This window comes from Flavivirga aquimarina (genome assembly GCF_030540835.1).
GTDB lineage: Bacteria > Bacteroidota > Bacteroidia > Flavobacteriales > Flavobacteriaceae > Flavivirga > Flavivirga aquimarina.
On the sequence record NZ_JAUOEK010000155.1, the window covers coordinates 39,795 to 64,230 of the forward strand.

25 protein-coding genes are annotated in these 24,436 nt (G+C 31.8%); 16 read left to right on the plus strand and 9 right to left on the minus strand.

Annotated elements, in window-relative coordinates; all coding sequences use genetic code 11:
• The first annotated feature begins 156 nt into the window (after nt 1-156).
• The 6 genes from Q4Q35_RS16645 to Q4Q35_RS16670 all read left to right on the plus strand — a co-directional run bounded on the left by Q4Q35_RS16645 (nt 157) and on the right by Q4Q35_RS16670 (nt 3,988).
• Nucleotides 157-696, plus strand: coding sequence for an RNA polymerase sigma factor (locus Q4Q35_RS16645; RefSeq protein WP_303279151.1), 540 nt, complete (start codon nt 157-159; stop codon nt 694-696).
• On the plus strand, nt 696-1,247 hold the full coding sequence (locus Q4Q35_RS16650; RefSeq protein ID WP_303279152.1) for a hypothetical protein: 552 nt from the start codon (nt 696-698) through the stop codon (nt 1,245-1,247). Before Q4Q35_RS16645 ends, Q4Q35_RS16650 begins: the two co-directional genes overlap by 1 nt.
• A complete protein-coding gene (locus Q4Q35_RS16655) occupies nt 1,225-2,313 on the plus strand; it encodes a hypothetical protein (protein ID WP_303279153.1) in 1,089 nt (362 codons plus the stop codon). Before Q4Q35_RS16650 ends, Q4Q35_RS16655 begins: the two co-directional genes overlap by 23 nt.
• Nucleotides 2,314-2,408: 95 nt before the next feature.
• Nucleotides 2,409-3,083 (plus strand): hypothetical protein, encoded by a 675-nt coding sequence (locus tag Q4Q35_RS16660; protein ID WP_303279154.1) that lies wholly within the window; start codon nt 2,409-2,411, stop codon nt 3,081-3,083.
• The gene (locus Q4Q35_RS16665) at nt 3,073-3,231 is read left to right on the plus strand and encodes a hypothetical protein (protein ID WP_303279155.1); all 159 of its coding nucleotides are present in this window, start codon (nt 3,073-3,075) and stop codon (nt 3,229-3,231) included. Before Q4Q35_RS16660 ends, Q4Q35_RS16665 begins: the two co-directional genes overlap by 11 nt.
• A gap of 31 nt (nt 3,232-3,262) precedes the next feature.
• Nucleotides 3,263-3,988 (plus strand): GIN domain-containing protein, encoded by a 726-nt coding sequence (locus Q4Q35_RS16670; protein WP_303279156.1) that lies wholly within the window; start codon nt 3,263-3,265, stop codon nt 3,986-3,988.
• A gap of 41 nt (nt 3,989-4,029) precedes the next feature.
• Here Q4Q35_RS16670 and Q4Q35_RS16675 read toward each other — a convergent pair whose 3' ends face one another.
• The 4 genes from Q4Q35_RS16675 to Q4Q35_RS16690 all read right to left on the minus strand — a co-directional run bounded on the left by Q4Q35_RS16675 (nt 4,030) and on the right by Q4Q35_RS16690 (nt 7,940).
• Nucleotides 4,030-4,845, minus strand: a complete 816-nt coding sequence (locus Q4Q35_RS16675) for a DMT family transporter (protein WP_303279157.1) — start codon at nt 4,843-4,845, stop codon at nt 4,030-4,032.
• Nucleotides 4,846-4,861: 16 nt separating this feature from the next.
• Complete coding sequence (locus tag Q4Q35_RS16680) at nt 4,862-5,776, minus strand: EamA family transporter (RefSeq protein ID WP_303279158.1); 915 nt, start codon at nt 5,774-5,776, stop codon at nt 4,862-4,864.
• 56 nt (nt 5,777-5,832) lie between these two features.
• On the minus strand, nt 5,833-6,285 hold the full coding sequence (locus tag Q4Q35_RS16685) for a cold-shock protein (RefSeq protein WP_303279159.1): 453 nt from the start codon (nt 6,283-6,285) through the stop codon (nt 5,833-5,835).
• A gap of 101 nt (nt 6,286-6,386) precedes the next feature.
• Nucleotides 6,387-7,940, minus strand: coding sequence for a DEAD/DEAH box helicase (locus Q4Q35_RS16690; protein WP_303279160.1), 1,554 nt, complete (start codon nt 7,938-7,940; stop codon nt 6,387-6,389).
• A 192-nt stretch (nt 7,941-8,132) separates the two neighbouring features.
• Between Q4Q35_RS16690 and Q4Q35_RS16695 the strand changes: the two genes are divergently transcribed.
• The 3 genes from Q4Q35_RS16695 (at nt 8,133) to mgrA (ending at nt 13,129) form a co-directional block, all read left to right on the plus strand.
• Nucleotides 8,133-9,452 (plus strand): sulfatase-like hydrolase/transferase, encoded by a 1,320-nt coding sequence (locus Q4Q35_RS16695; RefSeq protein ID WP_303279161.1) that lies wholly within the window; start codon nt 8,133-8,135, stop codon nt 9,450-9,452.
• Between the two features lie 135 nt (nt 9,453-9,587).
• Nucleotides 9,588-11,894: a S9 family peptidase gene (locus tag Q4Q35_RS16700; protein ID WP_303279162.1), complete on the plus strand. Its 2,307-nt coding sequence runs from the start codon at nt 9,588-9,590 to the stop codon at nt 11,892-11,894.
• A gap of 221 nt (nt 11,895-12,115) precedes the next feature.
• The gene (mgrA, locus tag Q4Q35_RS16705; RefSeq protein ID WP_303279163.1) at nt 12,116-13,129 is read left to right on the plus strand and encodes an L-glyceraldehyde 3-phosphate reductase; all 1,014 of its coding nucleotides are present in this window, start codon (nt 12,116-12,118) and stop codon (nt 13,127-13,129) included.
• 7 nt (nt 13,130-13,136) lie between these two features.
• On the opposite strand, the gene Q4Q35_RS16710 is transcribed toward mgrA, so the two are convergent.
• Nucleotides 13,137-13,817, minus strand: coding sequence for a hypothetical protein (locus Q4Q35_RS16710; protein ID WP_303279164.1), 681 nt, complete (start codon nt 13,815-13,817; stop codon nt 13,137-13,139).
• Between the two features lie 574 nt (nt 13,818-14,391).
• Here Q4Q35_RS16710 and Q4Q35_RS16715 point away from each other — a divergent pair.
• On the plus strand, nt 14,392-14,526 hold the full coding sequence (locus tag Q4Q35_RS16715) for a hypothetical protein (protein ID WP_303279165.1): 135 nt from the start codon (nt 14,392-14,394) through the stop codon (nt 14,524-14,526).
• A gap of 24 nt (nt 14,527-14,550) precedes the next feature.
• Here the strand turns inward: Q4Q35_RS16715 and Q4Q35_RS16720 are convergent, their stop codons facing one another.
• A complete protein-coding gene (locus Q4Q35_RS16720) occupies nt 14,551-15,894 on the minus strand; it encodes a fibronectin type III domain-containing protein (RefSeq protein WP_303279166.1) in 1,344 nt (447 codons plus the stop codon).
• Nucleotides 15,895-16,132: 238 nt separating this feature from the next.
• On the opposite strand from Q4Q35_RS16720, the gene Q4Q35_RS16725 reads away from it, so the two are divergent.
• On the plus strand, nt 16,133-16,690 hold the full coding sequence (locus Q4Q35_RS16725; protein WP_303279167.1) for an ExbD/TolR family protein: 558 nt from the start codon (nt 16,133-16,135) through the stop codon (nt 16,688-16,690).
• Nucleotides 16,691-16,821: 131 nt separating this feature from the next.
• On the opposite strand, the gene Q4Q35_RS16730 is transcribed toward Q4Q35_RS16725, so the two are convergent.
• The 3 genes from Q4Q35_RS16730 to Q4Q35_RS16740 are packed head-to-tail and all read right to left on the minus strand — an operon-like array spanning nt 16,822 to nt 20,079.
• A complete protein-coding gene (locus Q4Q35_RS16730) occupies nt 16,822-17,232 on the minus strand; it encodes a 3D domain-containing protein (RefSeq protein ID WP_303279168.1) in 411 nt (136 codons plus the stop codon).
• Between the two features lie 37 nt (nt 17,233-17,269).
• Nucleotides 17,270-18,145 (minus strand): sterol desaturase family protein, encoded by an 876-nt coding sequence (locus Q4Q35_RS16735; protein WP_303279169.1) that lies wholly within the window; start codon nt 18,143-18,145, stop codon nt 17,270-17,272.
• A 14-nt stretch (nt 18,146-18,159) separates the two neighbouring features.
• Nucleotides 18,160-20,079 carry an alpha-ketoacid dehydrogenase subunit alpha/beta gene (locus Q4Q35_RS16740; RefSeq protein WP_437439757.1) on the minus strand — a complete coding sequence of 640 codons (1,920 nt, stop codon included), beginning with the start codon at nt 20,077-20,079 and terminating at the stop codon, nt 18,160-18,162.
• Nucleotides 20,080-20,295: 216 nt separating this feature from the next.
• Here Q4Q35_RS16740 and Q4Q35_RS16745 point away from each other — a divergent pair, with 216 nt between their 5' ends.
• From Q4Q35_RS16745 to Q4Q35_RS16765, 5 genes are all read left to right on the plus strand, one after another.
• Nucleotides 20,296-21,246, plus strand: coding sequence for an isopenicillin N synthase family dioxygenase (locus tag Q4Q35_RS16745; RefSeq protein ID WP_303279171.1), 951 nt, complete (start codon nt 20,296-20,298; stop codon nt 21,244-21,246).
• Nucleotides 21,247-21,346: 100 nt separating this feature from the next.
• Nucleotides 21,347-21,676, plus strand: coding sequence for a translation initiation factor (locus tag Q4Q35_RS16750; protein WP_303279172.1), 330 nt, complete (start codon nt 21,347-21,349; stop codon nt 21,674-21,676).
• Nucleotides 21,677-21,678: 2 nt separating this feature from the next.
• The gene (locus tag Q4Q35_RS16755) at nt 21,679-22,620 is read left to right on the plus strand and encodes a DUF1835 domain-containing protein (RefSeq protein WP_303279173.1); all 942 of its coding nucleotides are present in this window, start codon (nt 21,679-21,681) and stop codon (nt 22,618-22,620) included.
• A complete protein-coding gene (locus Q4Q35_RS16760) occupies nt 22,610-23,479 on the plus strand; it encodes a nucleoside phosphorylase (protein WP_303279174.1) in 870 nt (289 codons plus the stop codon). Before Q4Q35_RS16755 ends, Q4Q35_RS16760 begins: the two co-directional genes overlap by 11 nt.
• 12 nt (nt 23,480-23,491) lie before the next feature.
• Nucleotides 23,492-24,346: a substrate-binding domain-containing protein gene (locus Q4Q35_RS16765; protein WP_303279175.1), complete on the plus strand. Its 855-nt coding sequence runs from the start codon at nt 23,492-23,494 to the stop codon at nt 24,344-24,346.
• Nucleotides 24,347-24,436: the final 90 nt, after the last annotated feature.

Genomic DNA, 24,436 nt, shown 5'->3' on the forward strand with positions numbered 1-24,436 from the left:
AGTCGTCTATAAAAGTACATCTTTTTTTGAAATAGCAATTTTTTTTAACATAATTTTTTTTTATACCTAAATGCAACCTTTAATATATTTTGTTGTCTATAATAGTAGCTTAAAAAATAAAACTATTTTTAGAGCAAATTAGAGCTAGCAAAATAATTGGAAACCAACATTTTATATACTCATAAATCACTTGTTGAAAAAAGCAAGTTAGGAGATAGAAATTCGCAATATAAATTGTATGAGTTATATGTTGATGCTATGTATAATGTAAGTATGCGCATGATGCATATAAAAGAAGATGCAGAAGATGTTGTACAAGATAGTTTTATTGAAGCTTTTAATAATTTATCCTCTTTTAGATATGAAAGTACTTTTGGTTCTTGGTTAAAACGCATCGTAATTAATAAAAGTATTAATCAATTAAAAAAGAAAAAAATACCGGTGGTGCCTATAGAAAACCAAATGTATCATATAAAAGAAGATACAGAAACAATGCCTCTGGAAACCGATATAAAAATAATAATAAAAGGAATTGACCTGTTACCGTCTGGTTACCGGCAAATTATAAACTTATATTTAGTAGAAGGGTATGATCATGTAGAGATTTCAGAGATATTAGGAATATCTGCTTCTACTTCTAAATCACAATATCACAGAGCAAAGAAAAAATTAATTGAAATTGTAAAGACTTTATAATGGATGATTTTCAAAAATATATAAAAGAAAACAAAGCACTTTTTGATGTTCACAAAGCAGACAAAAGTAAACTTTGGGCAAATATTGAAGCTGGATTAAATCCACAGGAATCTAAAACAAAAACTATTAAATTATGGAGCAATCCAATATTTAAAGTTGCTGCTACTATAGTTATAGCTTTAGGTGTATTTTCATTAATCAATATTATAATAGTTGGTGGAGTTAAGCAAAACAGCCAAAACAATCTGGCATTACAAGAACTAAATGATATTAATTCTCATTACAAAGGTTTGGTTGCTTATCATGTAAAGCTCGTAAATAAAAATTCTCAATTATCATCTCAAGAAAAAAAAGAGTTTTTATCCTTTATGGATGAATTAGACCTTGAATATGAATTACTAAAAGTAGAACTACAAAAAAATTTAGATAGCGAACGGATTTTAGAAGCTATTGTAATTAATTATAAAAAGAGAATTGAATTAATAGAAAATTTATTAAGTCATATTAATAACTCTAAAAAAATGGATAATGATGATATGTATACTTTATAAAAAAATAACTCCAATTGCTATATTGTTATTAAGCTTTTCATTGTATTCACAAGAAGTTTTAACAAAAACTATTAATGAGGTATACAGCATGACCAATGCTGGAGAACTGCATTTAGATAATAGATACGGTAACATAACTATTAATGGTTGGGAGAAAAACAATATCGCTATAAAAATAGATATAAAGGTAACCAATAAGAAAAAAGAAAATGCAAAAGCTCTTTTTGATCGTATAGTTCCAAATATTAAAACGGTAAATGATTTTGTAAGTATTACTTCAGAAATTTCGGAAAAAAATACCAGCCTTATATCCAAATATTTTAATAAAGTAAACCCTTTTGAATTTGATAAAAGTAATGTTGAAATAAATTATACCATTTATTTACCAGTTAACGCTGAAGCAGATATTACAAATAAGTTTGGTGATGTTATTATAGATAATTGGACAGGAAGACTAAAAACTAATATAGAACATGGCGATTTATGGATTAACAGTGTTATTACTAATGCCAGAATAAATATGAAGTTTGGTAAACTGAGAAGCACATCTATCGTTTATGGAACCATAAATTTAAAAAACGGTCATATAGATATTAAATCCTCTAAAAACCTATTGTTAAAAACCAGTGGAACGAGAATTGAAATTGGTCAAGTAAGAGATTTAGAAATTATTTCAAGTAAAGACGAAATAACAATTGAAAAAGCTGAAAAAATTCGAGGTGAATTAAATTTTTCTAATGCTCAAATAGAAGAAGTTGAAGAAAAAATTAACCTGGATATGAAAGTTGCAGAACTGCGCGTTTTTAAAATAAATCAACCAGATGCTTACGTTTCCATCAATCAAGAATCATCAGATATTAGCATATATATTACGGACTTATCTTTTAAGTTCAATGCCATATTGGAACAAGGTCTATTAAGACTCCCCAAAACCTTCTATAATATTGAAAATAATATGATTGATAAGGGAGAAAGAATTAGAGAGATTCATGCCGACTACGGAAAAAAGACTTCTGGTATATTCTCATTCGTCGGAAAAAAAGGGGTCATCGTTTTAAAAGAATAAACGCCTTAGCCTAAAAAAATAAAAAAAATCATTTTAGATGCAACCTATTGCAAAATGTTATGTCTATTAATTATACAAACACAAATATAACAACCATGAAACACCCTCACAGCTTACTTCTATTACTATTATTTTGTTTTCTAAATAGCTTAAATGCTCAAGAATCTGAAGATTATATTGAATTTAACGATCGTAAAAACACAGTACATGGTGTGTATTTAGGCTTAGGCCTTAATTTTGGTTTCATTGATAAAGCAGAAACGTTTTCGTCAAGTTTTAAAGTTGCTTATGTAGCAAATCAGCAATTCGAAATAGGGTTTATAGCCGTTGGATTATACTCAGATTTAAACAGGTCTGGCCTAGATAACATCGAAAAAGATTTAGGAGGTGTTTACGGCGGTTTGCATTTAGAACCTATATTATTTAGCAAATCTAAAATTAATCTTTCGTTTCCTTTACTTATTGGAGGTGGTACTGTAGTATTATTTGATGATGATTGGGATGATGACGATTGGGATAATAATGAATGGAATGATGATGATTGGGAACCTGTTTTCGTTGTAGAACCCGGTGTTAATATACTGTATAATATAAATAGATACATACAGTTAGAAGCTGGTATAAAATACAGGTTTTCCAGTAAATTAGACTTTAATCCAGAATATGATTTAAATAGGATAAATGGTATCTCTGGAGGTATCGGACTTAAAGTAGGTGTATTTAATATGGGTAGAAATCGTTATAAAAAAAATATAAAAGATGGCATTTAATAAAAAACCAAATCACATGAATTCACAATATGTACATTCCAAAAACAATAAGGTATACCTTAAAGTAGATAACGAATCTGATGAATGGTATCCTATAAATTTTCAGTGGATTTCAATTGTAGAACTTAACAAAAATATGAATCAATAGTTTTAATTAAAAATCAATCAATCACAATAAAATGAACAGATTATATGTAGTATTAGTATTTATAGGCCTCTTAGGCTTATCATCATGTAGTATAGATACCATACGAGTAGATGGCGATGATATTGTAACTTCCAGAGATGTAGATATTACCAATTATTCATCAATAAAAATAGCTAACGGATTTACCGCATATATAACATTTTCTAATACAGAAGAATCCATTAAAGTAGAAGCTAACGAAAATTTACATGATTATATAATAGCCACCAAAAATAATAATGAATTGATTATTCGTTTTAAAAAGAATCTTATAATTAAAGGAAAAGAAACGTTAGATGTCTATATTACTACCAAGTCTATTAATAACTTTACTGTAACTGCCGATTCTCAAATCTATTTAGAAAGCACTTTAGTTGAAGATAACGTGAAAATAAAAATAACTGCAGATAGTTTTTTCTCAGGAGACCTAGATATAGACTATTTAGATCTTGAAGCTACAGCTGATGCTAGTGCAGATTTATTTGGTAATGTAAATATTCTTAATGCAAATCTTTCTGCAGATGCCAAACTTTCGAGTTATGATTTACAGGTTAATGATTTAAAAATGAAAATGGTTGCCGATTGTAATGCTAATATAACCGTAAATAATACTATAGATATAGAAGCTATTGCAGATTGTACGCTACGTTACAAAGGCGATGCGACTATTATTTATGAAAACGTAAAAGCAGACTCTAGGGTTATTAAAGTCGATTAAAGAATAATATATAACGGTTTTTAAAAACCTCATTTGATATGTCACTTGTTTTTTGCTTTGTACAATATATTTAAAACCAATCCCCCTATAATTAGTGCGATACCTAACAGACTCCAAAATGTATAAACTTCGCTAAAAATGAATATCCCAAACAAAACGGTGTAAATCACTTCCAAATATTTGAGTGGAGCCACCTGGTTTGTAGTAGCTTCTTGAAAAGCTTTCGTCATATATAACTGTCCAAAATATCCAAAAACGCCTAATCCTAATAACATCGCCCATTCTATACCCACAGGTGTTATCCAATTATTTATAGATAACACCCCGCCTATTATAGTTGAGATTACCATAAAATAATTAACAACCACGACTGGGTGATCACTTTTACCTATTTTACTAATTGTTATATAAACCAATCCGCTAAAAATAGCAGAAAGAAAAGCTAATAAGAGTCCATAAACATTTAGTTCTGTATCAAAACCTTTTAAAACCAAAACACCCAAAAAAGCCATTGCAAAGAATAGCCATTGCCATCTTTTTATAGTCTCACGTAATAAAAATACAGCAAAAATTGCTGCAAAAATAGGTGCCATGTATCGTAATGAAACCGCTGTACCTATAGGTAAATATTTGGTGGACATAAAGAAGAAGGTCATAGAAGTAACACCAACTATACTTCTAATAACCAGTAGTTTTTTCTTATTTCCTAAAATAGGAATGTTATTTTTTAGTAGAAAAGTAAACGTAAAAGCTAAAGTACTTATCGATCTAAAAAAAACAATTTGGTACGCATTAATATGCAATAAGTGCTTAACTATAGCATTCATACAAGCAAATGCTAATGTACTAATAAGCATAAATTTTATAGCATTTTTAACTTCCAATAGTTCTGGTTTTTATTCGTTTGCGTGAAGTAATAAAGAAAACACCAGTTAAAAGAATGCTAGCAGCTACGATGGTTTGAGTTGTAATAGTTTCATCTAGAACATACCAACCTAGTATTATTGCTACTATAGGGTTAACATAAGCAGATGTAGAAGCTTTCTCTGTAGAAACCACTTTGAGTAAATAATTAAATGCAGTAAAAGCTATAACACTTCCAAATACAATTAAAAGAATTAGAGACCATTGTACTTTAGAACTCCACATTATAGGTGCTACCCAACTTTCACCTAAGGATAAACTTATTATTATTAAAAACACGCCTGCTATAATCATTTGATAAGCAGTAGTAACAAAATAATTTGGTGGTAAATCTGCTTTAGCAACAAAAACACTGGCATAACTCCAACTTAAAACACAAGTAAGAATCATGGACATGCCTAATAAACTTTCTTCATTAGTAATGAGTTGTTTTTGACTTACTAAAAGGTACATACCAACAATGCCTAATGCAACTCCTATTAAAGATTTAGTTTGCATTTTTTTACCATCTATAAGACGCATCAATAATAATACAAAAAGTGGCTGGGTAGAGGCTTCAAGTGCAGCAAGTCCACTATCTATATACTTTAAAGACCAAATAAAAACACCATTGCCATATACTAAAAAAAGAAAGCCTGTAATGGTACAATTAATAAATTGCTTTTTGCTAATAGATAGTCTAAGTTTCATGAACTTAGCTATTAAAAATATGAGTAATCCTGCAAAAGTAAAACGGATGGCAGCTACAAAAAACGGAGGTAATTCTGTTACGGCTATTTTATTAAGTAGATAAGTAGACCCCCAAATAATATAAACAGCAAAAAACGCTAAAATTATAAGAATCGTTTTTCGCGATACGCTCATTTATAATTAAAAATAATTAGATAACAGAAATACCATTTAGAAAAGTTATAAAGACACTAAATCTTTTTCACCCGAACAGCATTCATTCCTTTTTGACCGCGTTCTAACTCGTAAGTAACTTTATCATTTTCTTCAATAGGTTCTAATACCCCACTAACATGTACAAAGTATTTTTCCTGATTTACGCTGTCTATTATAAAACCAAAACCTTTAGAATGATCAAAGAATGACACTTTTCCTTCTTTGTTTGCTGGTTCTTCTTCTTCCCTATCTTCTTTCTTAGGAATTCCTAATTCAATAGTTTCGGCTTCAATTTTTTCGCGTAATGCTGGATCTGGTGGTGTATCAGTTAAATTTCCATTAAAGTCTACATACGCAAATTGAATACCCTGTGGGTTTTCTTTTGCTTCAGCTCTACGAGCTTCTTTTCTTTTTTGCTTTTCTTCTCTTTTCTTTAAGCGTTTTTTTTCTTTTTCTATTTTGTTAAAAGTTACTTGAGATTTTGCCATAGTTTATAATACAGTGCTTTTATTGTGAATAATTAAGCACAAAGATACGCCTTATTTTAAGGAAGTTGTAATAATTTTGGAAGTAAAACAATATAAATACTCTAATCTTCTGGCGGATAGCCATGAATAGACTCAAAAACTTCATCGAAATTTGAGCGTAAATAGGAGTTTAATTTTTTTCTATAATCGCCTTTTAACCATTCCACAAAATTGTAAGTACTTTTACTTATGCACTTTGTATATCGCTGTATTCTAAAATCAATATCATCACCTAACATTTTTGCTAAAGCCAAAGCATCGTAAACATCCTCGCTATTTTCAATACAAATTTTTGCATGCTGTTCTATAGAACGCTCTAAAACAACCTTTGAAGATTCACCTCCCCTAATAGACTCAACATAAGTTCTTTGCACATCAAAATAAACATCTTTAGACTTAGCAAATTCTTCTCGCAATTCGTCCGGCATTTCATACCTAAAATTGCTTTCTAGTTCTTCATCACTTAAAATAGCATCTAAGTAGTAATTCGGTGATTTAAATATACGTTGCCAGTCCAAACTATCTCCCCAAGGTCCAAATCGATGAAAATTATTCCCCAAGTCAATAACACTAAATGTTTTCTTATCTTTTAAAATACGAGATCCACGACCTATCATTTGATAATAAAGTGTTAATGATTTAGTGGCTCTATTTAAAATAATACTTTCTACTGTTGGTTCATCAAACCCTGTAGTTAATATACTTACAGATGTTAAAATGGCATCTGGAGTCTTATTAAACCATTTTAAAATAAGTGCTCGTTCTTTTTTGCTATTGGTATTATCTAAATGCGCTATGGGGTACCCTGCTCTTCTAAACGTATCGTAAACATGCAATGACGTATTAATTCCATTATTAAAAATCAATGTTTTTTTACCTTTAGAACGCTCTTCATAAGCCTGTAATAACTTACTAAGCATATCATTATCTGTATATAAATCTTCAGATGATTTTACAGTATAATCGCCATTGGCTCCAACCACTAACGACGTTAGTCCAACATTATAAGAAAACATTTCAGCACGTGCTAAAAATCCATTTTCTATTAGTGATTCAATACTTTCTCCAACAATTAATTCATCATAATTGTCGGTCATTGGTAATTCAATACTAGAACTTAAAGGTGTTGCAGTAACCCCTAAAATAAACGATTGACTGAAAAACTTAAAAAGTTTTGTAAAGGAATTATAATGAGCTTCATCAATAATTACCAAACCAATATCAGAGATGTCTAACTTGTCATCTTGCAATCGGTTATTTAAAGTTTCCACCATAGCAACAAAACAACTATAATCTGCTTGATCGCTTAAATCGGCTTTACTATCCACGATCTTATTGGTTACACCAAATTCTGTAAGTACATGTGAAGTCTGCTTACATAATTCAATACGGTGTGTCATCACCAACACCTTTTTTTTATGATTTTTAAGGTATTGTCTAACTATTTCAGAAAATATGACTGTTTTACCACCCCCAGTTGGAAGTTGATACAATAAATGGTAGTCATGAGGTGACTCATCAAAACTTTTAAAAATCTTATCAATAGCACCTTTTTGATAGCTATATAAATCTTTACCTGTTTTTCTTTCTTCTAATTCTGTTACTGAAATGGACATTCCTATAATTTTGTGACGTGCAAAAATAACACCTTTGTTCAGTATATCATAAATGTTTAATGTGAAAATTATAAATGTTTATTTTTTTTATTGAAAATGAATATGTTAAACATTGATTAAACTTATTTATTTATTTTTAGTCTTACTTGAAAATAAATAGCATTTTTGCTTCAAAATTAAACGTTAAAACCTATGACTCGCTATATATTTGTTAGCCTTCTAACACTATTATTTTATTCTTGCAGTAACTCAACAGAAACAACAGATGATACCGATACCGGTATAGATAATGACCAAAGTACAACCCCCAATATTTTATTAGTTATTGCAGACGATATGGGCTTAGATGCCACCCCTGGTTATAATATAGGAAGTATTAAACCTCAAATGTCCAATCTTCAAAACCTGATGGATAGCGGGATACGTTTTAATAATTTGTGGTCTAACCCTACCTGTACACCAACACGCGCCGGGATACTAACTGGTAAATATGGGTACCGCACTGGTATTACCAAAGTTGATGACCCATTACCTACTTCTGAAACCTCAATACAAAAATATTTAGATTTAAATACGAATTCTGCTTATAGTCATGCAGTCATTGGGAAATGGCATCTATCGAATAATGCCAACCACCCTAATAACATGGGAGTTGATTATTATGCTGGAACCTTAGGAGGTGGAGTACCCTCTTATACAAATTGGAGTTTAAATATAAATGGTACTACAACAACTTCAACAGAATACATTACCACAAAACTAACAGATTTAGCTATAGACTGGGTGGACAGTCAAACAAAACCATGGTTTTTATGGCTAGCTTATAATGCACCACATACGCCTTTTCACTTACCTCCTAATGATTTGCATTCGCAAGGAGCATTACCATCAGATCAAACTAGTATCGATGCAAACCCGCTCCCCTATTACATGGCTGCTATTGAAGCTTTAGATACTGAAATGGGACGATTAATAAATTCTATGTCGCAAGAAGAAAAAGATAATACAATTATCATTTTTATTGGGGATAATGGCACCCCAAACCAAGTAGTACAAGAATATGCTTCTATGCGTGCTAAAGGATCGGTATATCAAGGTGGTGTAAATGTACCAATGATTATTTCGGGTAAAGGTGTTACTCGAATTAATACTACCGAAGATGCTTTAATAAATACAACCGATTTGTTCGCTACTGTAGCGAACATAGCAGGAATTGATATTACTGAAATTAACGATAGTAAAAGCTTTAAAGCATTACTATCCGATTCGGGTACAACGTCAAGAGATTATACATATACTGAAATTGGAAAAACAAGCGGAAGTGACTATACTATTAGAAATAATACTCATAAGTATATTAGTTTTTATGATGGTTCTGAAGCTTTTTACGATTTAAGTGATAATCCGTTAGAATCTCCCAATTTATTAAATACAAACCAATTGCCACTTAGTGCTTCAAATAGTACTATAAAAGATGAATTAACTACAAAATTATCTGAGATTAGGAATTGATTTTTTGTTGTGTAATATTTTTAATACATTACTGTAACAAAATACGCCTTTTTTCTTCTAACAGAAGAAACATGGTCTTATAATGCGGCATAATCGTATTAAAAATAATATCTAACTCAAATATCAATCATTAAAATGAAAACTAATTTTGCAAAACTAAGTGGGACACTATTTCTATTTTTATGTCTCAGTTATCAAGTAAAAGCCCAAGACCTAACTGGTTCTTGGCAAGGAAAATTATCGGTACAAGGAACTGAAATGCCTTTAATTTTCGATATTAAAAACGAAGGCACTGGTTATAGTTCAACCATGGGCAGTCCTTCGCAAGGTGCTACCAGTATCCCAATGGATGAAACGCTTTTCGTTAACGATACGGTTACTATTAAACTTAATAAGGCAGGAATTAAATTTATTGCTGCGTTAAAAGAAAACACACTTACAGGAACATTTTATCAAGGTGGTAAGGAGTTTCCCCTATCCTTAACAAAAACAGAAAAAACACTTCCTGGAAATACTGCATTACCAACATCTGATGCAGATTTAGAAAAACTAGCTAATTGGAATCCTACTAATTACAAGTATTCTGTTGAAGATTACTTTGCAAGACCCAAAGCAAGAACATTTAGATTCTCTCCAAATGGCACATACTTATCATACAGAGAAAAAGACGACAACACAAAAAACCATGTGTATGTTAAAAACCTGGAAACCGAAGAAGTTATAAGAGTTATAGAAGAAAAAGAAGAGCTAATTCGTGGCTATGGATGGGCAAACGACAGTAGGTTATTTTATGTGATGGATAAAGGAGGTAATGAAGATTATCATTTGTTTGCTGTAAATATTGATGGTACAGATCAAAAAGAACTAACACCTTTTGAAGGCGTTAAAGTAAACATCTTACAAAGCCTTAAAGAGGATAAAGATCATATGATTATCTCGATGAATAAAAATAATCCTCAGATTTTCGAACCTTATAAGATAAATATTGTAACCGGAGATTTAGAACAATTATATAAAAATGAGGATGTTGCCAACCCAATAAATAGCTATGTTTTCGATAAAGATGGCAAATTAAGAGGGTTTGCTAAACTTCGAGATGGCGTAAACATCGATTTATACTATACCCTAGATGGGGAAAACTACGAGTTAAAAAAGCAACTCAGCTGGAAAGATAATTTTAATATTTCGTCATTTAATTATGCATCAGAGAATCCTCATGAAGCTTATGTAACATCGAATTTAGAAAGCGATAAAACACAAATACTTTTATATGATTTAAAAGAGGACAAGCTTATAAAAAAGCTTTTTTCTAATGAAAGCTATGATGCTTCTGGTTTAAGATTATCAAGACACAGAGGGTATGAGTTAGATTATTTTTCTTATCAAGGAGAAAAAAGAGTAATTGTCCCTGTTAGCGACTATTATAAAAAACTACATCATAAAATTACAGCTAAGTTTTCAGGCTATAACTATTCTATTGCAGATATAACTGATGATGAAAGTAAATATCTAATCTTTCTTCAAAGCGATAAATTATATGGAACTTACTATGCATACGATGCTAAAAAAGATACGTTCAAATTACTATATAACTTAATGCCTAATCTTATTGAAAAAGATATGGCTGAAATGCGTCCTATTACTTTTAAAAGTAGAGATGGCATCACCATTCACGGTTACATTACTTTACCTAAAGAGGCTCTTGAAGGTAAAAAAGTGCCGGTAATTGTTAATCCACATGGTGGACCTCAAGGCATTAGAGATTCATGGGGCTTTAATCCCGAAGCACAGCTTTTTGCTAGTCGTGGTTATGCCACTTTACAAGTAAATTTTAGAATTTCAGGAGGCTATGGTCGGGAATTCTTAGAATCCGGTTTTAAACAAATTGGTAGAAAAGCGATGGACGATGTTGAAGACGGACTTCAATATGTAGCAGAACAAGGATGGGTAGACAAAGACAATACTGCTATTTATGGTGGTAGCCATGGTGGATATGCTGTATTACGTGGGTTAACTAAAACTCCGGATTTATATGCTTGTGGTGTTGATTATGTTGGGGTTTCAAATTTATTTACTTTTATGAAAACCATCCCTCCTTACTGGAAACCTTATTTAAAGATTATTAAAGAAATATGGTACGATGAAGATATTCCTGAAGAAAAAGCTATTATGGAAGAAGTATCTCCAGTATACCATATAGATAAAATTAAGAAACCTCTTTTTGTAGTTCAAGGAGCTAACGACCCAAGAGTTAATATAGATGAATCCGATCAAATTGTAAGTGCCCTGCGCGCTAGAGGCTTTGATGTACCTTATATGGTTAAATATGATGAAGGTCACGGATTTGGTAAAGAAGAAAATAGTATTGCGCTTTACAAATCTATGATGGGCTTTTATGCCAAACACTTAAAAAAAGATCTCGAACAACCTTTGAAAGATTAAACACCTGATTTAAAAAGGAGGCTATAAAGCTAAAATTGTACGTCATTACGAGGAGTCCCGATTCCGATAATCATCGGAACCGGGGCGACGTGGTAATCTTTTAACAGATTGTCGCGGCTTTTGCAAAGCCTCACAATGAACGCTTATAATCTTTATAGCCTCTTTTTATTTGCATAAATCTAAAACAAATTTATACATTTACAATTCATAAAAATTAAACAATGCACATTAACGATAAATCAGGAACCAAAGCATATCAAGCATCCGACCAACGATATAACATCATGAAATATAATAGATCTGGAAAGAGTGGCGTTCTTTTACCTGCAATTTCGTTAGGGTTATGGCACAATTTCGGATTTATTGACAACATCCAAAATGCTAGAAATATATTAAGATGTGCTTTCGATTTAGGGATTACTCATTTTGATTTGGCTAATAATTATGGACCTCCATACGGTTCTGCCGAAGAAAATTTCGGAACCATTTTAAAAACTGATTTTAAAGCTTACAGAGATGAGTTGTTTATAGCGTCTAAGGCTGGATATGATATGTGGCCCGGACCCTATGGGAATTTAGGCTCAAGAAAGTATTTAATCTCGAGTTTAGATCAAAGTTTAATGCGCATGGGGTTAGATTATGTGGATATTTTTTATCATCACAGACCAGACCCAGATACTCCCCTAGAAGAAACTATGGGGGCTTTAGCTGATATTGTACGACAGGGAAAAGCTCTCTACGTTGGTATTTCTAATTACAAACCAAAAGAGACTCAAGAAGCTGCCGAGATTTTAAAAAGATTAAATGTGCCATTCATCTTGCACCAAGCACGTTATTCTATGTTTGAACGTTGGGTTGAAGATGGCCTTTTAAATACTTTAGAACAAAATGGTGTAGGTTGTATTGCTTTTTCTCCATTGGCACAAGGCATGCTTACCGATAAATACTTAAAAGGCATTCCAAAAGATTCCAGAGCAGCAAAAGATTTAACGTATTTAAATACAGAAACTGTTAACAGTAATATTGAAAAAATACAGCGATTAAATACGATAGCTCAAGAACGTGGACAAAAATTGTCACAAATGGCTATTGCATGGATTTTAAGACAACCTCAAGTCGCTTCGGTACTTATTGGTGCTAGTTCTCCCGATCAGCTAAAAGAAAATTTGAAAGCTTTAGATAATTTGAAGTTTGATGAGGGTGAGCTAAAGTTAATTGACGGGATCGTTTCTTAATCAAATATCATTCTTTAACAATAATAATAGTCGCCTTTACTCCTTTAGCTAGGTTCCAGCGGTTAGCAGATACTAAATTACCTAAATCGTCTACAACTCGAAATTCTGCCGTATTTGGTCCAGACTCTCCCTGATTTAAAGCTAAAAAATCTATCTTATTAAAACCTTTTTGTAAATCGAGTTTAAACCCTTTAAAACCACTTGTTAAAAATACTCTGGCATGAATAACATCATCATTTACTAAAACCTGTATAACATCACCGTCAACATAACCATGATCCCGGTATACAACATTTACAAACTTTGCCTTACTTTTAAAATCACCAAAGTACTGATCTGTGCTACTACCATTTTTCATTTCCAACTCTTCTTCACTTAACTTTAAGTGATCTAAACTTTTGTTGATTCTATCCACATAAAGTTCTCCAGGGTTACCAAATTCTTCACTTGGAAACATCGAAAACTCTTTTTTCGGCATATTAAGATTTGTAGACACACGAGGCGTGTTTACACTGTTGATATTTGTGTTACTATTCGTTGATTTTGAGGGCAGTAATAAATTGGTATCCAATGAATCCTTTTTACTTTTCACTGCGGGAATAGCAATAGATTTTGTTTTCGTATCAATCTGAGCATAAGCCGATAACGAAAACAATAAGCTTACAAAAAATGAAAAATAAAGTCTCACTTATTTTTTATTATTTTATCGAATTAATGAGTATAATATACTTCAAAGATATTTTTTATCTTAAAATATATCTACAATTATTGAATATTTTGTATTCATTTAACACAAAAATCATTCCTAAAGTATTTAAAGAGTCTAAAAAATCAGTTATTACTTACCGTAATCCAGTTAAAATAGTTAAAATATGTTAATTTACTACTTTGTTATGCATAGTACTGTAACATTTTATGATTCTGCTCGTCTATCTAGTATAAATCAACTTGTGCTGAACTTATTTCAGCATTAAAAAACAACAATTATGAGAACATTAAACAGTAATCAAATAAGTGGAACATTAACAGGTACTAAAAGCAACCAATGGAATAATAAAAGACGTTACAGATAAGTCATTTTAATATTACAAAAGCATCAATCAATCAATCAATCAAAATTAAAAAGAAATCATGAGAACATTAAACAGCAATCAATTAAGTACAACTTTACGTCATACAAAAAGTTACAATTGGAACAGCAAAAGACGTTACAGATAAGTAACGTCTTTTAAAACAAGTTTATCAATCAAATAATCAAAAAAATGAAATCAACTACCGTAATATCTAGACACTTAAATAGTATCACTCAAGAAAATTTATTTTCCAATAGAATCATATCTAGCTTTAAGAATTCGCATGATGATGATTGGAAGCGGTTAAAGCGTTATGTTTATTAATCTATTTTTCAAGCATCTAAGATATTATTTTTTAGATTCGATTAATTTTCCAACCAACAATTTTAGTTCTTCAATTTCTTTTTCTTGTTTTTGAATTTCTTTTTGTTGTTGTATTGTATAAAGCGTTAGTTCTTCAATCTTTTGCAGCAATTTAGAATCCATTTCTCCTAAGAAGACGCCTTTTTCTTCTACTTCCTTTGCACTTGGAATATCTTTTAAATGTCCTTTTTCTTTTATATGGTTTTCTACTTCTTCTAAAGAGGGTAGTTTGTAATCTTTCTCGAAAACAAAATCACTCCAATTATCCAAATTTACACGTACTTCTTTGGTGTGAATGCTACCATTAACAGCCAGTTTTTCATCTGGCGTTGAAGTTCCTATACCTACATTACCTGCATTATAATATACATTCTGGTTGTTTAAAGTCCAATTTCCAGAACCACCTCCTGAAGAAGTATTTGTTGCAATATTTAACGTGTTACTATCAACACTTTCATTATTGGCAGCATCCAGAGCAGTTACTTTAAAGTCATAAGAGGTTGAAGCAGTAAGACCTGTTACTTGATAGGTTAACACATTGCCTAACGTAGTTTCTAATATGCCATCTTTATAAACCCTATAGCCTGTTACCGCTACATTATCTGTCGATGCTGTCCAGTTTAGATCGACAGTTGTATCGGTTTGCGTCTGACTGGATAATGTAGGTGCTGTTGGTTCTTGAGCATCACTATAACTTACAAATAGTTCTGGTACAGAACTAAGAACACCTGCATCATAAGAATCTGCCCTTCTAGTTCCAGCAACGTAGGATATAATAATGTTAATTGCATTACTGCTAGAATATCCGGGTCTATCTACAATTTCCTGTATCACAGAAGATATATCAGAAGTTTTCTGAGCATTACCTCTTTCTCCTATTGTATTCCAATCAGGTGGTGACCATTGCTCATAAACTGTAGTTTTTGTCCTAGCCGAGATATCTCCACTATTAGATGTCCAAATTAAAGGGTTATCTACAGCTTCAGCATAAATGTTTAGTGTTGATATCCCAGTATTCACTTCATCGGCTGTAAATTGAATATAAGCACTATTGATAGTTACTCCACTTGGTATATTCAAGTTTTCAAAATGTAGTCCTACTTCCATATTGAGCTCAAAGTCTAAATCGCCCCCATCAATCCAAACAAAATTATCTGTCCATCGTTCCTCAGAATCTCCAAAACTCGATGCTATTTTTGAAGATACTGTAGTTTGTGCCAATGATTTTGTGCTACTTATAATAAGAATCAGTAATAATAATTTTGTTATTAACCTTATATTTAATACTGTTTCTTTTAAAGTTAGCCTATTACCAAATATGGGGTTCAAGTATATTAACTTTATAATATCCTTTGACGCTATGGTTGTCACCATAATATTTATCTAATTAAAAATTTATCTAAAATTAGATAAGATTTCAAAAAAACGAATAAGGAACTTCCTTTACATATATAAGGCTAACCCTTGATATTTATTCATTAATGCTTCCCTAGTGCTTGCTATACTATATTTTTTACGGTACTGTTTTTGTTACTTCCTCATCATATTAACATTTAAATCTATAATTATGAGACATTCAAAACTAATGCCTGAGGTAAATGCAGGTTCTATGGCAGACATTGCATTTTTATTACTCATCTTTTTTCTTGTTACAGCTACAATATCTTCAGATGAAGGTATAAACAGATCACTTCCTGAAGAATGCCCTCCTGGAATGGATTGTACAAACACTATTCATGAACGTAACATACTTCGCATTCTAATAAACAATAATGATGAGATCATGATAAAAGATAACATTATTACTATTGATGAATTAAAAGAAATAGCTAAAAACTTTTTAGACAATAATGGAGATGGTACTTGTAGTTATTGTAGCGGAACAAAAAGCACGAATGCATCAGATAACCCCAAAAAGGCCGTTATATCTTTGCAAAACGATAGACAGACCTCTTACAAACAATTTATTACTGTACAAGATGAACTCTCAAAAGCATATTATGAGTTAAGGAATACCTACAGTCTAAATGTACTTAAAAAGCCTTCAGATAAACTATCAAAACAGGAATTAAAACAGGTCAAAGATGCCTATCCTTTTATACTTTCGGAAGCAGAAACTAAATAAAAATTAAGACACGAATTACACTAATTTACACGAATCTGTTGTCTTAATAATTATATGTTTTTTCACTAACATATAATACAGATTAATTAGTGAAAATTCGTGCAATTCGTGTCTTCTTTTAAGTATATAATTTATTCTCCCTTTAAAACACCATAAGAAATAACCACCTCTCTTCTACCCCAATCTCTTGCCGCTTTTACATCTGTTCCCATATAAATATCTATGTGCTTTTCCCAACGCGCATTCATTTTATCTTTAACCAAATAAATACTGTCAAAACCTTCTATCTTAACAGGAGTATTATGCTTTAACCCCATTTTAAGCAAATCTCTGGATACGGCAATACATGTCATTCCAGGTTTTAAACTGTCTCCAAAAGCAGTAATACTTGGATTCGAATTGGTTTGATATGCTAATGAATTATAAGCCGATGCAGTAACATCTATGGTTTTCCATTCATAAATAACTTCGTCATTTTCTTTTTCTTTACAATTAAAAAAGACTAAAATGGTAATTATTGCGATATATAAGTTTTTAATCATAGGAAGAAAAGATAAAAATTATTATCGAAACGCTTAACTAATCGTTTCTCCTAAACCCATAAAGCAACTGGATAAAGAAGTTTTTAGGCATTTTTGTATCATCAGAATATCCTAAAGTTAATTCTCCACTGGTTTCTGGAATATAATTCGTTTTAAAAATATAATCCCAAAGGCTTAAACTAATTCCGAAGTTAACACCATAACGACGTTCTTCAGGTAATGTATACGCATGATGATATAAATGCATAACAGGGTTGTTAAAAATATATTTTAATGGTCCGTAAGTAAACTTGACATTCGCATGGTTTAAATGCCCAATGGCAATAGCCATAAAATGCACAATGAAGGCTTGTTGCGGTTCAAAACCACCAAGTAGCATAACAGCAAATATCTTAAGAGGTTTATAGAAAACATTTTCCATCCAATGGTACCGCAAATGGGCTGCAAACCCCATTTCTTTTACCGAATGGTGTACTTTATGAAAACGCCACAAAACATTAAACCTATGTAACAATACATGCGTAAACCATTGCACAAAATCTAACACCAAAAAAAACACTAAAAGTTGCCCCCAAACCGGCAGTATTTTTAAATCTAACAAGGCAACAGATTGCATGGTAATTCCAATACTCGAAAAAAACTGTTCCAGAACGGCATAAACACCACTTATAATAATCGAAAAAACGAAAAAATTGAAGAACATATAAATAGCATCTATCCAAAAGCCTTTCCGAAAAATAGCCTGTTCCTTTCGCCAAGGAAATACTATTTCTAAAAGCCAAACAACAATAGATATAAAAACTAAACCCCAGAAATAATTAGTATACCAAGGCACATTAAAAAATATCGATTTAACAGTCCAATCTACAGTTCCAGAAAATGCATTTACAAACGTTTCTAAAAGATTTTCCATTTGTTACTATTATTCTAATACTCCAAAAGACTTTTCAATGCGGGTTCAAACTTATTTTTAGAAAGATATTGCGTTTCTAATTGACTTACAAACGGTATAGGTGTTTCCATACTGGCAACACGTTTTACTGGAGCATCAAGAAATTCGAAACAATGTTCCATAATAAGCGCGGAAATATCACTGGCAATACCGCCAAACAAAGAGTCCTCATGCAAAACAATAGCCTTCCCAGTTTTTTTAACCGATTTATATATCGTTTCCGTATCTAAAGGCTGGAGAGTCCGTAAATCAATTAAATCTGCTGAAATTTCAGGATTATTTTCCAAAGTTTCTAAAGCCCAATGAACAGCAGCGCCATAACTAATAATAGTAACATCGTGACCTTCTTTTATCAAAGAGGCTTTCCCAAAAGGTAAAGTATAGTAATCTGCTGGAACTTCCTGACGAATGCTTCTATATAAGCCCTTATGCTCAAAAAATAAAACCGGATTAGGATCATTAATTGCTGTAGCTAACAAACCTTTGGCATCATAAGGGAACGCAGGGTAAACGACTTTTAAACCTGGTGTTTTTGTAAACCAAGCTTCATTTGTTTGCGAATGAAAAGGACCTGCTGCCACACCACCACCACAAGGCATTCTAATGACAACATCTGCTTGTTGTCCCCACCTGTAATGCGATTTAGCCAAATAATTAACCACCGGATTAAACCCCGATGTTACAAAATCTGCAAACTGCATTTCAACAATACTTTTAATACCGGCTATAGATAATCCCATAGCGGTTTCTACAATGGCAGATTCGCAAATGGGTGTATTACGCACACGGGCTTTCCCAAATTGCTCGATAAATCCCGCAGTTATTTTAAACGCACCTCCGTATTCAGCAATATCCTGACCCATGATTACCAAATCATCATGCCGTTCCATACTTTGCTTTAAACTATCTGAAATTGCATCAATAAAACGAATTTCTTTTGTGTTTTTTATTTCTTTAAACTCCTTATAATCAAATTCATGGTAAACATCATCTAATTCGATTATTTCACTTGAAATTATAGCTTCTTCCGCAAAAGCGATATCTAGATTTTTATTGATTTCTTCAATAATTTTGGCTTTAATAGAAGTACTTTCCGATTTACTTAAAAAGTCATTCTCTTTTAGGAATGTTTCAAAATTTAGAACCGGGTCTTTTATAGCCCAATCATCCATGAGTTCTTTCGGAACATATTTTACACCACTGGCTTCTTCATGACCACGCATTCTAAATGTTTTAAACTCTAGTAAAACTGGTCTTGGGTTCTCTCTTATACTCTGTGCTAGTGCATTAACTTTTGTATAAACTTCAACAATATTATTTCCATCTATAATATGCGATTCCATACCATATCCCAAACCTCTATCTGCTATATTAGCACAATTGTATTGCTCTTTTGTTGGTGTCGACAGTCCATATCCATTGTTTTCAACACAAAATAAAACCGGTAACTGCCATACGGAAGCTACATTTAATGCCTCATGAAAATCGCCTTCACTAGTCCCTCCTTCTCCTGTAAAAACTGCCGTAACCTCATTTTTGTTTTTTAACTTCGACGCCAAAGCAATACCATCTGCAACACCTAATTGTGGCCCCAAATGAGAAATCATACCAACTATTTTATACTCCTGAGTTCCAAAATGGAAAGATCGATCTCTTCCTTTTGTAAAACCTGAGGCTTTGCCTTGCCACTGGCCAAACAATCTATGTAACGGAATATTACGAGAGGTAAACACACCTAAATTTCTATGCATTGGTAAGATATACTCTTCTTTATTTAATGCCATGGTAACACCAACAGCGATGGCTTCTTGCCCAATACCGGAAAACCATTTACTTATTTTACCTTGTCTCAGTAAAATGAGCATCTTTTCCTCTATTAACCTAGGTTTTAACATGCCTTTATACAACTGTATTAACACATCTTTGTCCAGGTTTTCAATATGATATTCTATAGCAATTGATGTAAGTTCTTTAGTCATAAAATGAATATATTATCTCATCAAATATACCATAAAAAGGTAAAAATAATATAATAATTGTATAAAATACAGTACCCTAAACTTTGCAATGTTTTTGTACATTTGTAGAACATCCATGTTAAATATTAACTCATGACTAGTATACCGAGTGTAGATTTAAGTGATTTTATTTCAGACAATCCTACAAAAAAGCAAAAATTTGTTGATGCCATTGGAAAAGCCTACGAAGAAATTGGATTCGTTGCTTTAAAAGGTCATTTTTTAGATGACACATTGGTTAATAACTTATATAATGAAGTTAAGAATTTTTTTAGCTTACCAACCGAAACAAAACAACACTATGAAATTCCGGGAATAGGCGGACAACGAGGTTATGTATCTTTCGGTAAAGAAAGTGCTAAAGGCAAAAAAGAAGGTGACTTAAAAGAGTTTTGGCATTTTGGACAATATGTTGAAGACAACCCTAAGCTAGAAGCAGAATACCCAAAAAACGTTATAGTTTCTGAACTTCCAGAATTTAACACCATAGGCAAAGAGACATATAAAATGCTTGAAAAAACAGCTAAGTATGTATTACGTGCCTTGTCATTACATTTAGGACTAGAAGAGACTTATTTTGATGCATTTATTCATAATGGAAATTCTATTTTAAGACCCATTCATTACCCACCCATTACAGAAGAACCTAAAGAAGCGGTTCGAGCTGCTGCGCACGGCGATATTAACCTAATAACGTTATTAATGGGAGCCCAAGGTCGGGGTTTACAAGTACAAAACCATAAAGGCGAATGGATTGATGCCATAGCACAACCCGATGAGCTTATGATTAATGTAGGCGATATGCTCTCAAGACACACCAATAACAAGCTGAAATCTACAATACATCGTGTAATAAACCCTCCAAAAGAACTTTGGGGAACATCACGATACTCTATTCCATTTTTTATGCACCCCATAAGTGACATGAAATTAGATGTATTAGAAAATTGTATTGACGAGAATAACCCTAAATCATTTGAAGATATAACCGCTGGTGAATTTTTAAATGAACGATTATTAGAATTAGGGCTTATTAAAAAATAATATCCGGTAAGTAATGTTCTGTGCTAAATAAACAGCTTCTTACTCGACTGTTTTTGTAACTGAACACAGTACACCGCTTACTGAACACTGAATACTAAAAATGGATATACAAGACCAATTAAAAAATCTGTTTCCAGATCATGTTCCTACAGAGTCTGAAGAAAACCATAGTGAAGCTTCTAAAATATGGATGCAAGATGCCCCCATTATTTGCAAATATGAAAAACGCAAAGGCAAACCAATTACCATATTAGAAGGCTATACTGGTGCTAATGAAGACTTTAAAGCTTTAGCTAAAGACATTAAAACAACACTAAGTGTTGGGGGGAGTTTTAAAAACGATAAAATTATTATACAAGGTGATTATCGTGATAAAATAATGAAAATGCTTCAAGATAAAGGGTTTAATGTAAAACGTGTTGGAGGGTAATTATGGACAAACAACCACTTAATATTACAAATGGCGATGTATTAACAAACTACCTAAATGAATTAGACATCGTTGGCGAAAAACTTACTTGGCAGGAAATGCTTTGTGAAGGCCCTACTATTATAGAGATAAATTCTGAAAAATTTTTAGATATCAGAAAATCATTTTTTAGTGAGTTTTATGATATTGAGTTGGATACAGACAAAATTAAATTTGAATTAAACAAACTAGATGCTTACAAAGAATACTCAGAAATTATTCTCTGGTTTGAATATGATTTGTTTTGCCATATCAATATGATTGCTGTTATTAATCTTATTCTGCAAAAGAAAATTAATCTTCCTATTTCTCTTGTTTGTAGCGGTAGAATTGAAGGCACTAAAACGTTGAAAGGTTTACCAGAACTTAATTCAGAACAATTAATAGATCACTATAAAAAAAGAGTGACATTAAATTCTCAAGATTTAGATTTAGCTAAAACCATCTGGGGTATTTATTGCGGTAAAGACCATAACTTATTAAAACCTTACATAATAACAGTATCATCATTCAAATACTTAAGCAATTGTTTAAAAGCACACTTAGAGCGTTTTCCAAATTCGACTTATGGCTTAAATGTTTTAGAAAAGAACATTCTTGAAATCGTTAAAAATAACACTATAAAATCTAAGCATCATTTATTAGGCTACACCCTTAACTACCAAGGGTATTATGGTTTTGGGGATTTACAAATTTCCAGAATTATAGAAAAACTCAGTGTGTTTTTTACAAAAGAAGAACACCTTTTAACACTAAACAGAAAAGGACATGAAGCCTTGTTAGGCCAACACAACTTCGCCGTCGAAATTGATAACAATATGATTTATGGAGGTCTCAAAAAATTCGATTATCACTTTAACAAGAAGCAGAATAAACTCGTAAAAACTGTATTAAATGCCTATTAAGGATTCTGAGTTAATATTAAATCCAGATGGTAGTGTTTATCATTTAAATTTAAAATCTGAAAATGTTTCAAATACCATTATTTTCGTTGGTGATCAAGATCGCGTTGAAAAAGTAACAAAGCATTTTGAAAGTATTGAATTTTCAATCCAAAAACGCGAGTTTAAGACACAAACTGGACATTATAAAGGTAAACGTATCACAGTCATTTCTACTGGAATTGGCCCAGATAATATAGATATTGTTTTAAACGAATTAGATGCTCTTTTTAATATTGATTTAACTACCAAAACTCCAAAGCAGCTAATTACAAGTCTTAATATCATTAGAGTAGGTACCTCCGGTTCTTTACAAAAAGACATTCCTATAGATTCATTTCTTTTAAGTTCTTTTGGTTTGGATCTTAATGGTATGCTCCACGCCTACCAAATAAACACAATTAACAATCCAGATATAGAAGACGCTTTTATAAAGCAAACTAATTGGAGTGAAAATAAAGCAAAACCCATTGTTATAAAAAATAGCGATTTACTTGAAAAACAATTTGAGAGTGATAAAACTCACAAAGGATTAACAGCTACTGCAGGTGGTTTTTATGGTCCCCAAGGGCGTATTTTACGATTACCAATTCAAGATTCCAACTTAAATAATAAAATGGACGATTTTAATTTTAAGGGAATACGTATAACAAACTTAGAGATGGAAACATCTGCCATATATGGCTTAGCAAAACTTATGGGGCATCATGCCATATCACTAAATGCCATTATAGCTAACAGGGCTTCAGGAACTTTTAGCAAAAACCCTACAGAAGTTATTGAAAATCTTATAAAATACACACTCGATAAAATTGCAAATTAATAGATTGGTTTAATGAAGAAAGTAAATATTGGTGGTGTACCAGAGCATTTTAATTTAGCTTGGTATCTAACACTAAAAAATGGCGATTATAAAAAAGAAGGCATCAATTTACGTTGGCATGATTATGCTGGAGGTACTGGAGCTATGTGCAAAGCCCTCAGAAACAAAGAGATTGATATAGCAGTTATACTCACAGAAGGCATTATAAAAGATATTATAAATGGTAATCCAAGCAAAATTGTACAAACCTTTGTACAAACACCTTTAATTTGGGGGATTCATGTTGCTCATAATTCATCTTATAAAACCATTGAAGACTTAAAAGGAACTAAAGCTGCCATAAGTAGGTATGGCTCCGGATCGCATTTAATGGCTTACATCAATGCTGAAAACAATACATGGGATTTAAAAAAAGATCTTGATTTTGAAATCATAAAAAATTTAAATGGTGCGGTAGACGGATTAACTACTGGTAAAGCTGATTATTTTTTATGGGAAAAGTTTACAACCAAACCTTTGGTAGATGATGGTACATTTAGACGAATAGGTAATTGCCCTTCTCCATGGCCTTGTTTTGTAATTGCCGTACGAGAAGATTTTATTGAATCTAGTAAAGCAGATTTAGAAACGATCCTGAAAATTATTAATAATACAACCTCCAAATTTAAAGAGATTCCTAGTATAGACAAAACAATTGCAAACCGCTATGAGCAAAAACTAGAAGATGTGCAAGAATGGTTAAGTATTACTGAGTGGTCTCAAAATTTAATTGACAAGCAAACCATTATGAATGTACAAAAACAATTGCATGCTTTGAATATTATACCAGAGATGGCTGATTACAAACAATTAACTCATAAATTATAGATCTTCGAGTAATGTATTATTTTAAATAGCTCAAATCAAATGCCTAACAAAATGTTAATAATTAAAAAAAAACTTCATAATAGTTTATTT

Excerpts from the sequence above, each read along its gene's own strand:
- Q4Q35_RS16650 (WP_303279152.1), top strand. The coding sequence starts at position 696 with ATGGATGATTTTCAAAAATATATAAAAGAAAACAAAGCACTTTTTGAT.
- Q4Q35_RS16655 (WP_303279153.1), top strand. The coding sequence starts at position 1,225 with ATGATGATATGTATACTTTATAAAAAAATAACTCCAATTGCTATATTG.
- Q4Q35_RS16660 (WP_303279154.1), top strand. The coding sequence starts at position 2,409 with ATGAAACACCCTCACAGCTTACTTCTATTACTATTATTTTGTTTTCTA.
- Q4Q35_RS16665 (WP_303279155.1), top strand. The coding sequence starts at position 3,073 with ATGGCATTTAATAAAAAACCAAATCACATGAATTCACAATATGTACAT.
- Q4Q35_RS16670 (WP_303279156.1), top strand. The coding sequence starts at position 3,263 with ATGAACAGATTATATGTAGTATTAGTATTTATAGGCCTCTTAGGCTTA.
- Q4Q35_RS16675 (WP_303279157.1), bottom strand. The coding sequence starts at position 4,845 with ATGCTTATTAGTACATTAGCATTTGCTTGTATGAATGCTATAGTTAAG.
- Q4Q35_RS16680 (WP_303279158.1), bottom strand. The coding sequence starts at position 5,776 with ATGAGCGTATCGCGAAAAACGATTCTTATAATTTTAGCGTTTTTTGCT.
- Q4Q35_RS16685 (WP_303279159.1), bottom strand. The coding sequence starts at position 6,285 with ATGGCAAAATCTCAAGTAACTTTTAACAAAATAGAAAAAGAAAAAAAA.
- Q4Q35_RS16690 (WP_303279160.1), bottom strand. The coding sequence starts at position 7,940 with ATGTCCATTTCAGTAACAGAATTAGAAGAAAGAAAAACAGGTAAAGAT.
- Q4Q35_RS16695 (WP_303279161.1), top strand. The coding sequence starts at position 8,133 with ATGACTCGCTATATATTTGTTAGCCTTCTAACACTATTATTTTATTCT.
- Q4Q35_RS16700 (WP_303279162.1), top strand. The coding sequence starts at position 9,588 with ATGAAAACTAATTTTGCAAAACTAAGTGGGACACTATTTCTATTTTTA.
- mgrA (WP_303279163.1), top strand. The coding sequence starts at position 12,116 with ATGCACATTAACGATAAATCAGGAACCAAAGCATATCAAGCATCCGAC.
- Q4Q35_RS16715 (WP_303279165.1), top strand. The coding sequence starts at position 14,392 with ATGAAATCAACTACCGTAATATCTAGACACTTAAATAGTATCACTCAA.
- Q4Q35_RS16725 (WP_303279167.1), top strand. The coding sequence starts at position 16,133 with ATGAGACATTCAAAACTAATGCCTGAGGTAAATGCAGGTTCTATGGCA.
- Q4Q35_RS16730 (WP_303279168.1), bottom strand. The coding sequence starts at position 17,232 with ATGATTAAAAACTTATATATCGCAATAATTACCATTTTAGTCTTTTTT.
- Q4Q35_RS16735 (WP_303279169.1), bottom strand. The coding sequence starts at position 18,145 with ATGGAAAATCTTTTAGAAACGTTTGTAAATGCATTTTCTGGAACTGTA.
- Q4Q35_RS16740 (WP_437439757.1), bottom strand. The coding sequence starts at position 20,079 with ATGTTAAAACCTAGGTTAATAGAGGAAAAGATGCTCATTTTACTGAGA.
- Q4Q35_RS16745 (WP_303279171.1), top strand. The coding sequence starts at position 20,296 with ATGACTAGTATACCGAGTGTAGATTTAAGTGATTTTATTTCAGACAAT.
- Q4Q35_RS16750 (WP_303279172.1), top strand. The coding sequence starts at position 21,347 with ATGGATATACAAGACCAATTAAAAAATCTGTTTCCAGATCATGTTCCT.
- Q4Q35_RS16755 (WP_303279173.1), top strand. The coding sequence starts at position 21,679 with ATGGACAAACAACCACTTAATATTACAAATGGCGATGTATTAACAAAC.
- Q4Q35_RS16760 (WP_303279174.1), top strand. The coding sequence starts at position 22,610 with ATGCCTATTAAGGATTCTGAGTTAATATTAAATCCAGATGGTAGTGTT.
- Q4Q35_RS16765 (WP_303279175.1), top strand. The coding sequence starts at position 23,492 with ATGAAGAAAGTAAATATTGGTGGTGTACCAGAGCATTTTAATTTAGCT.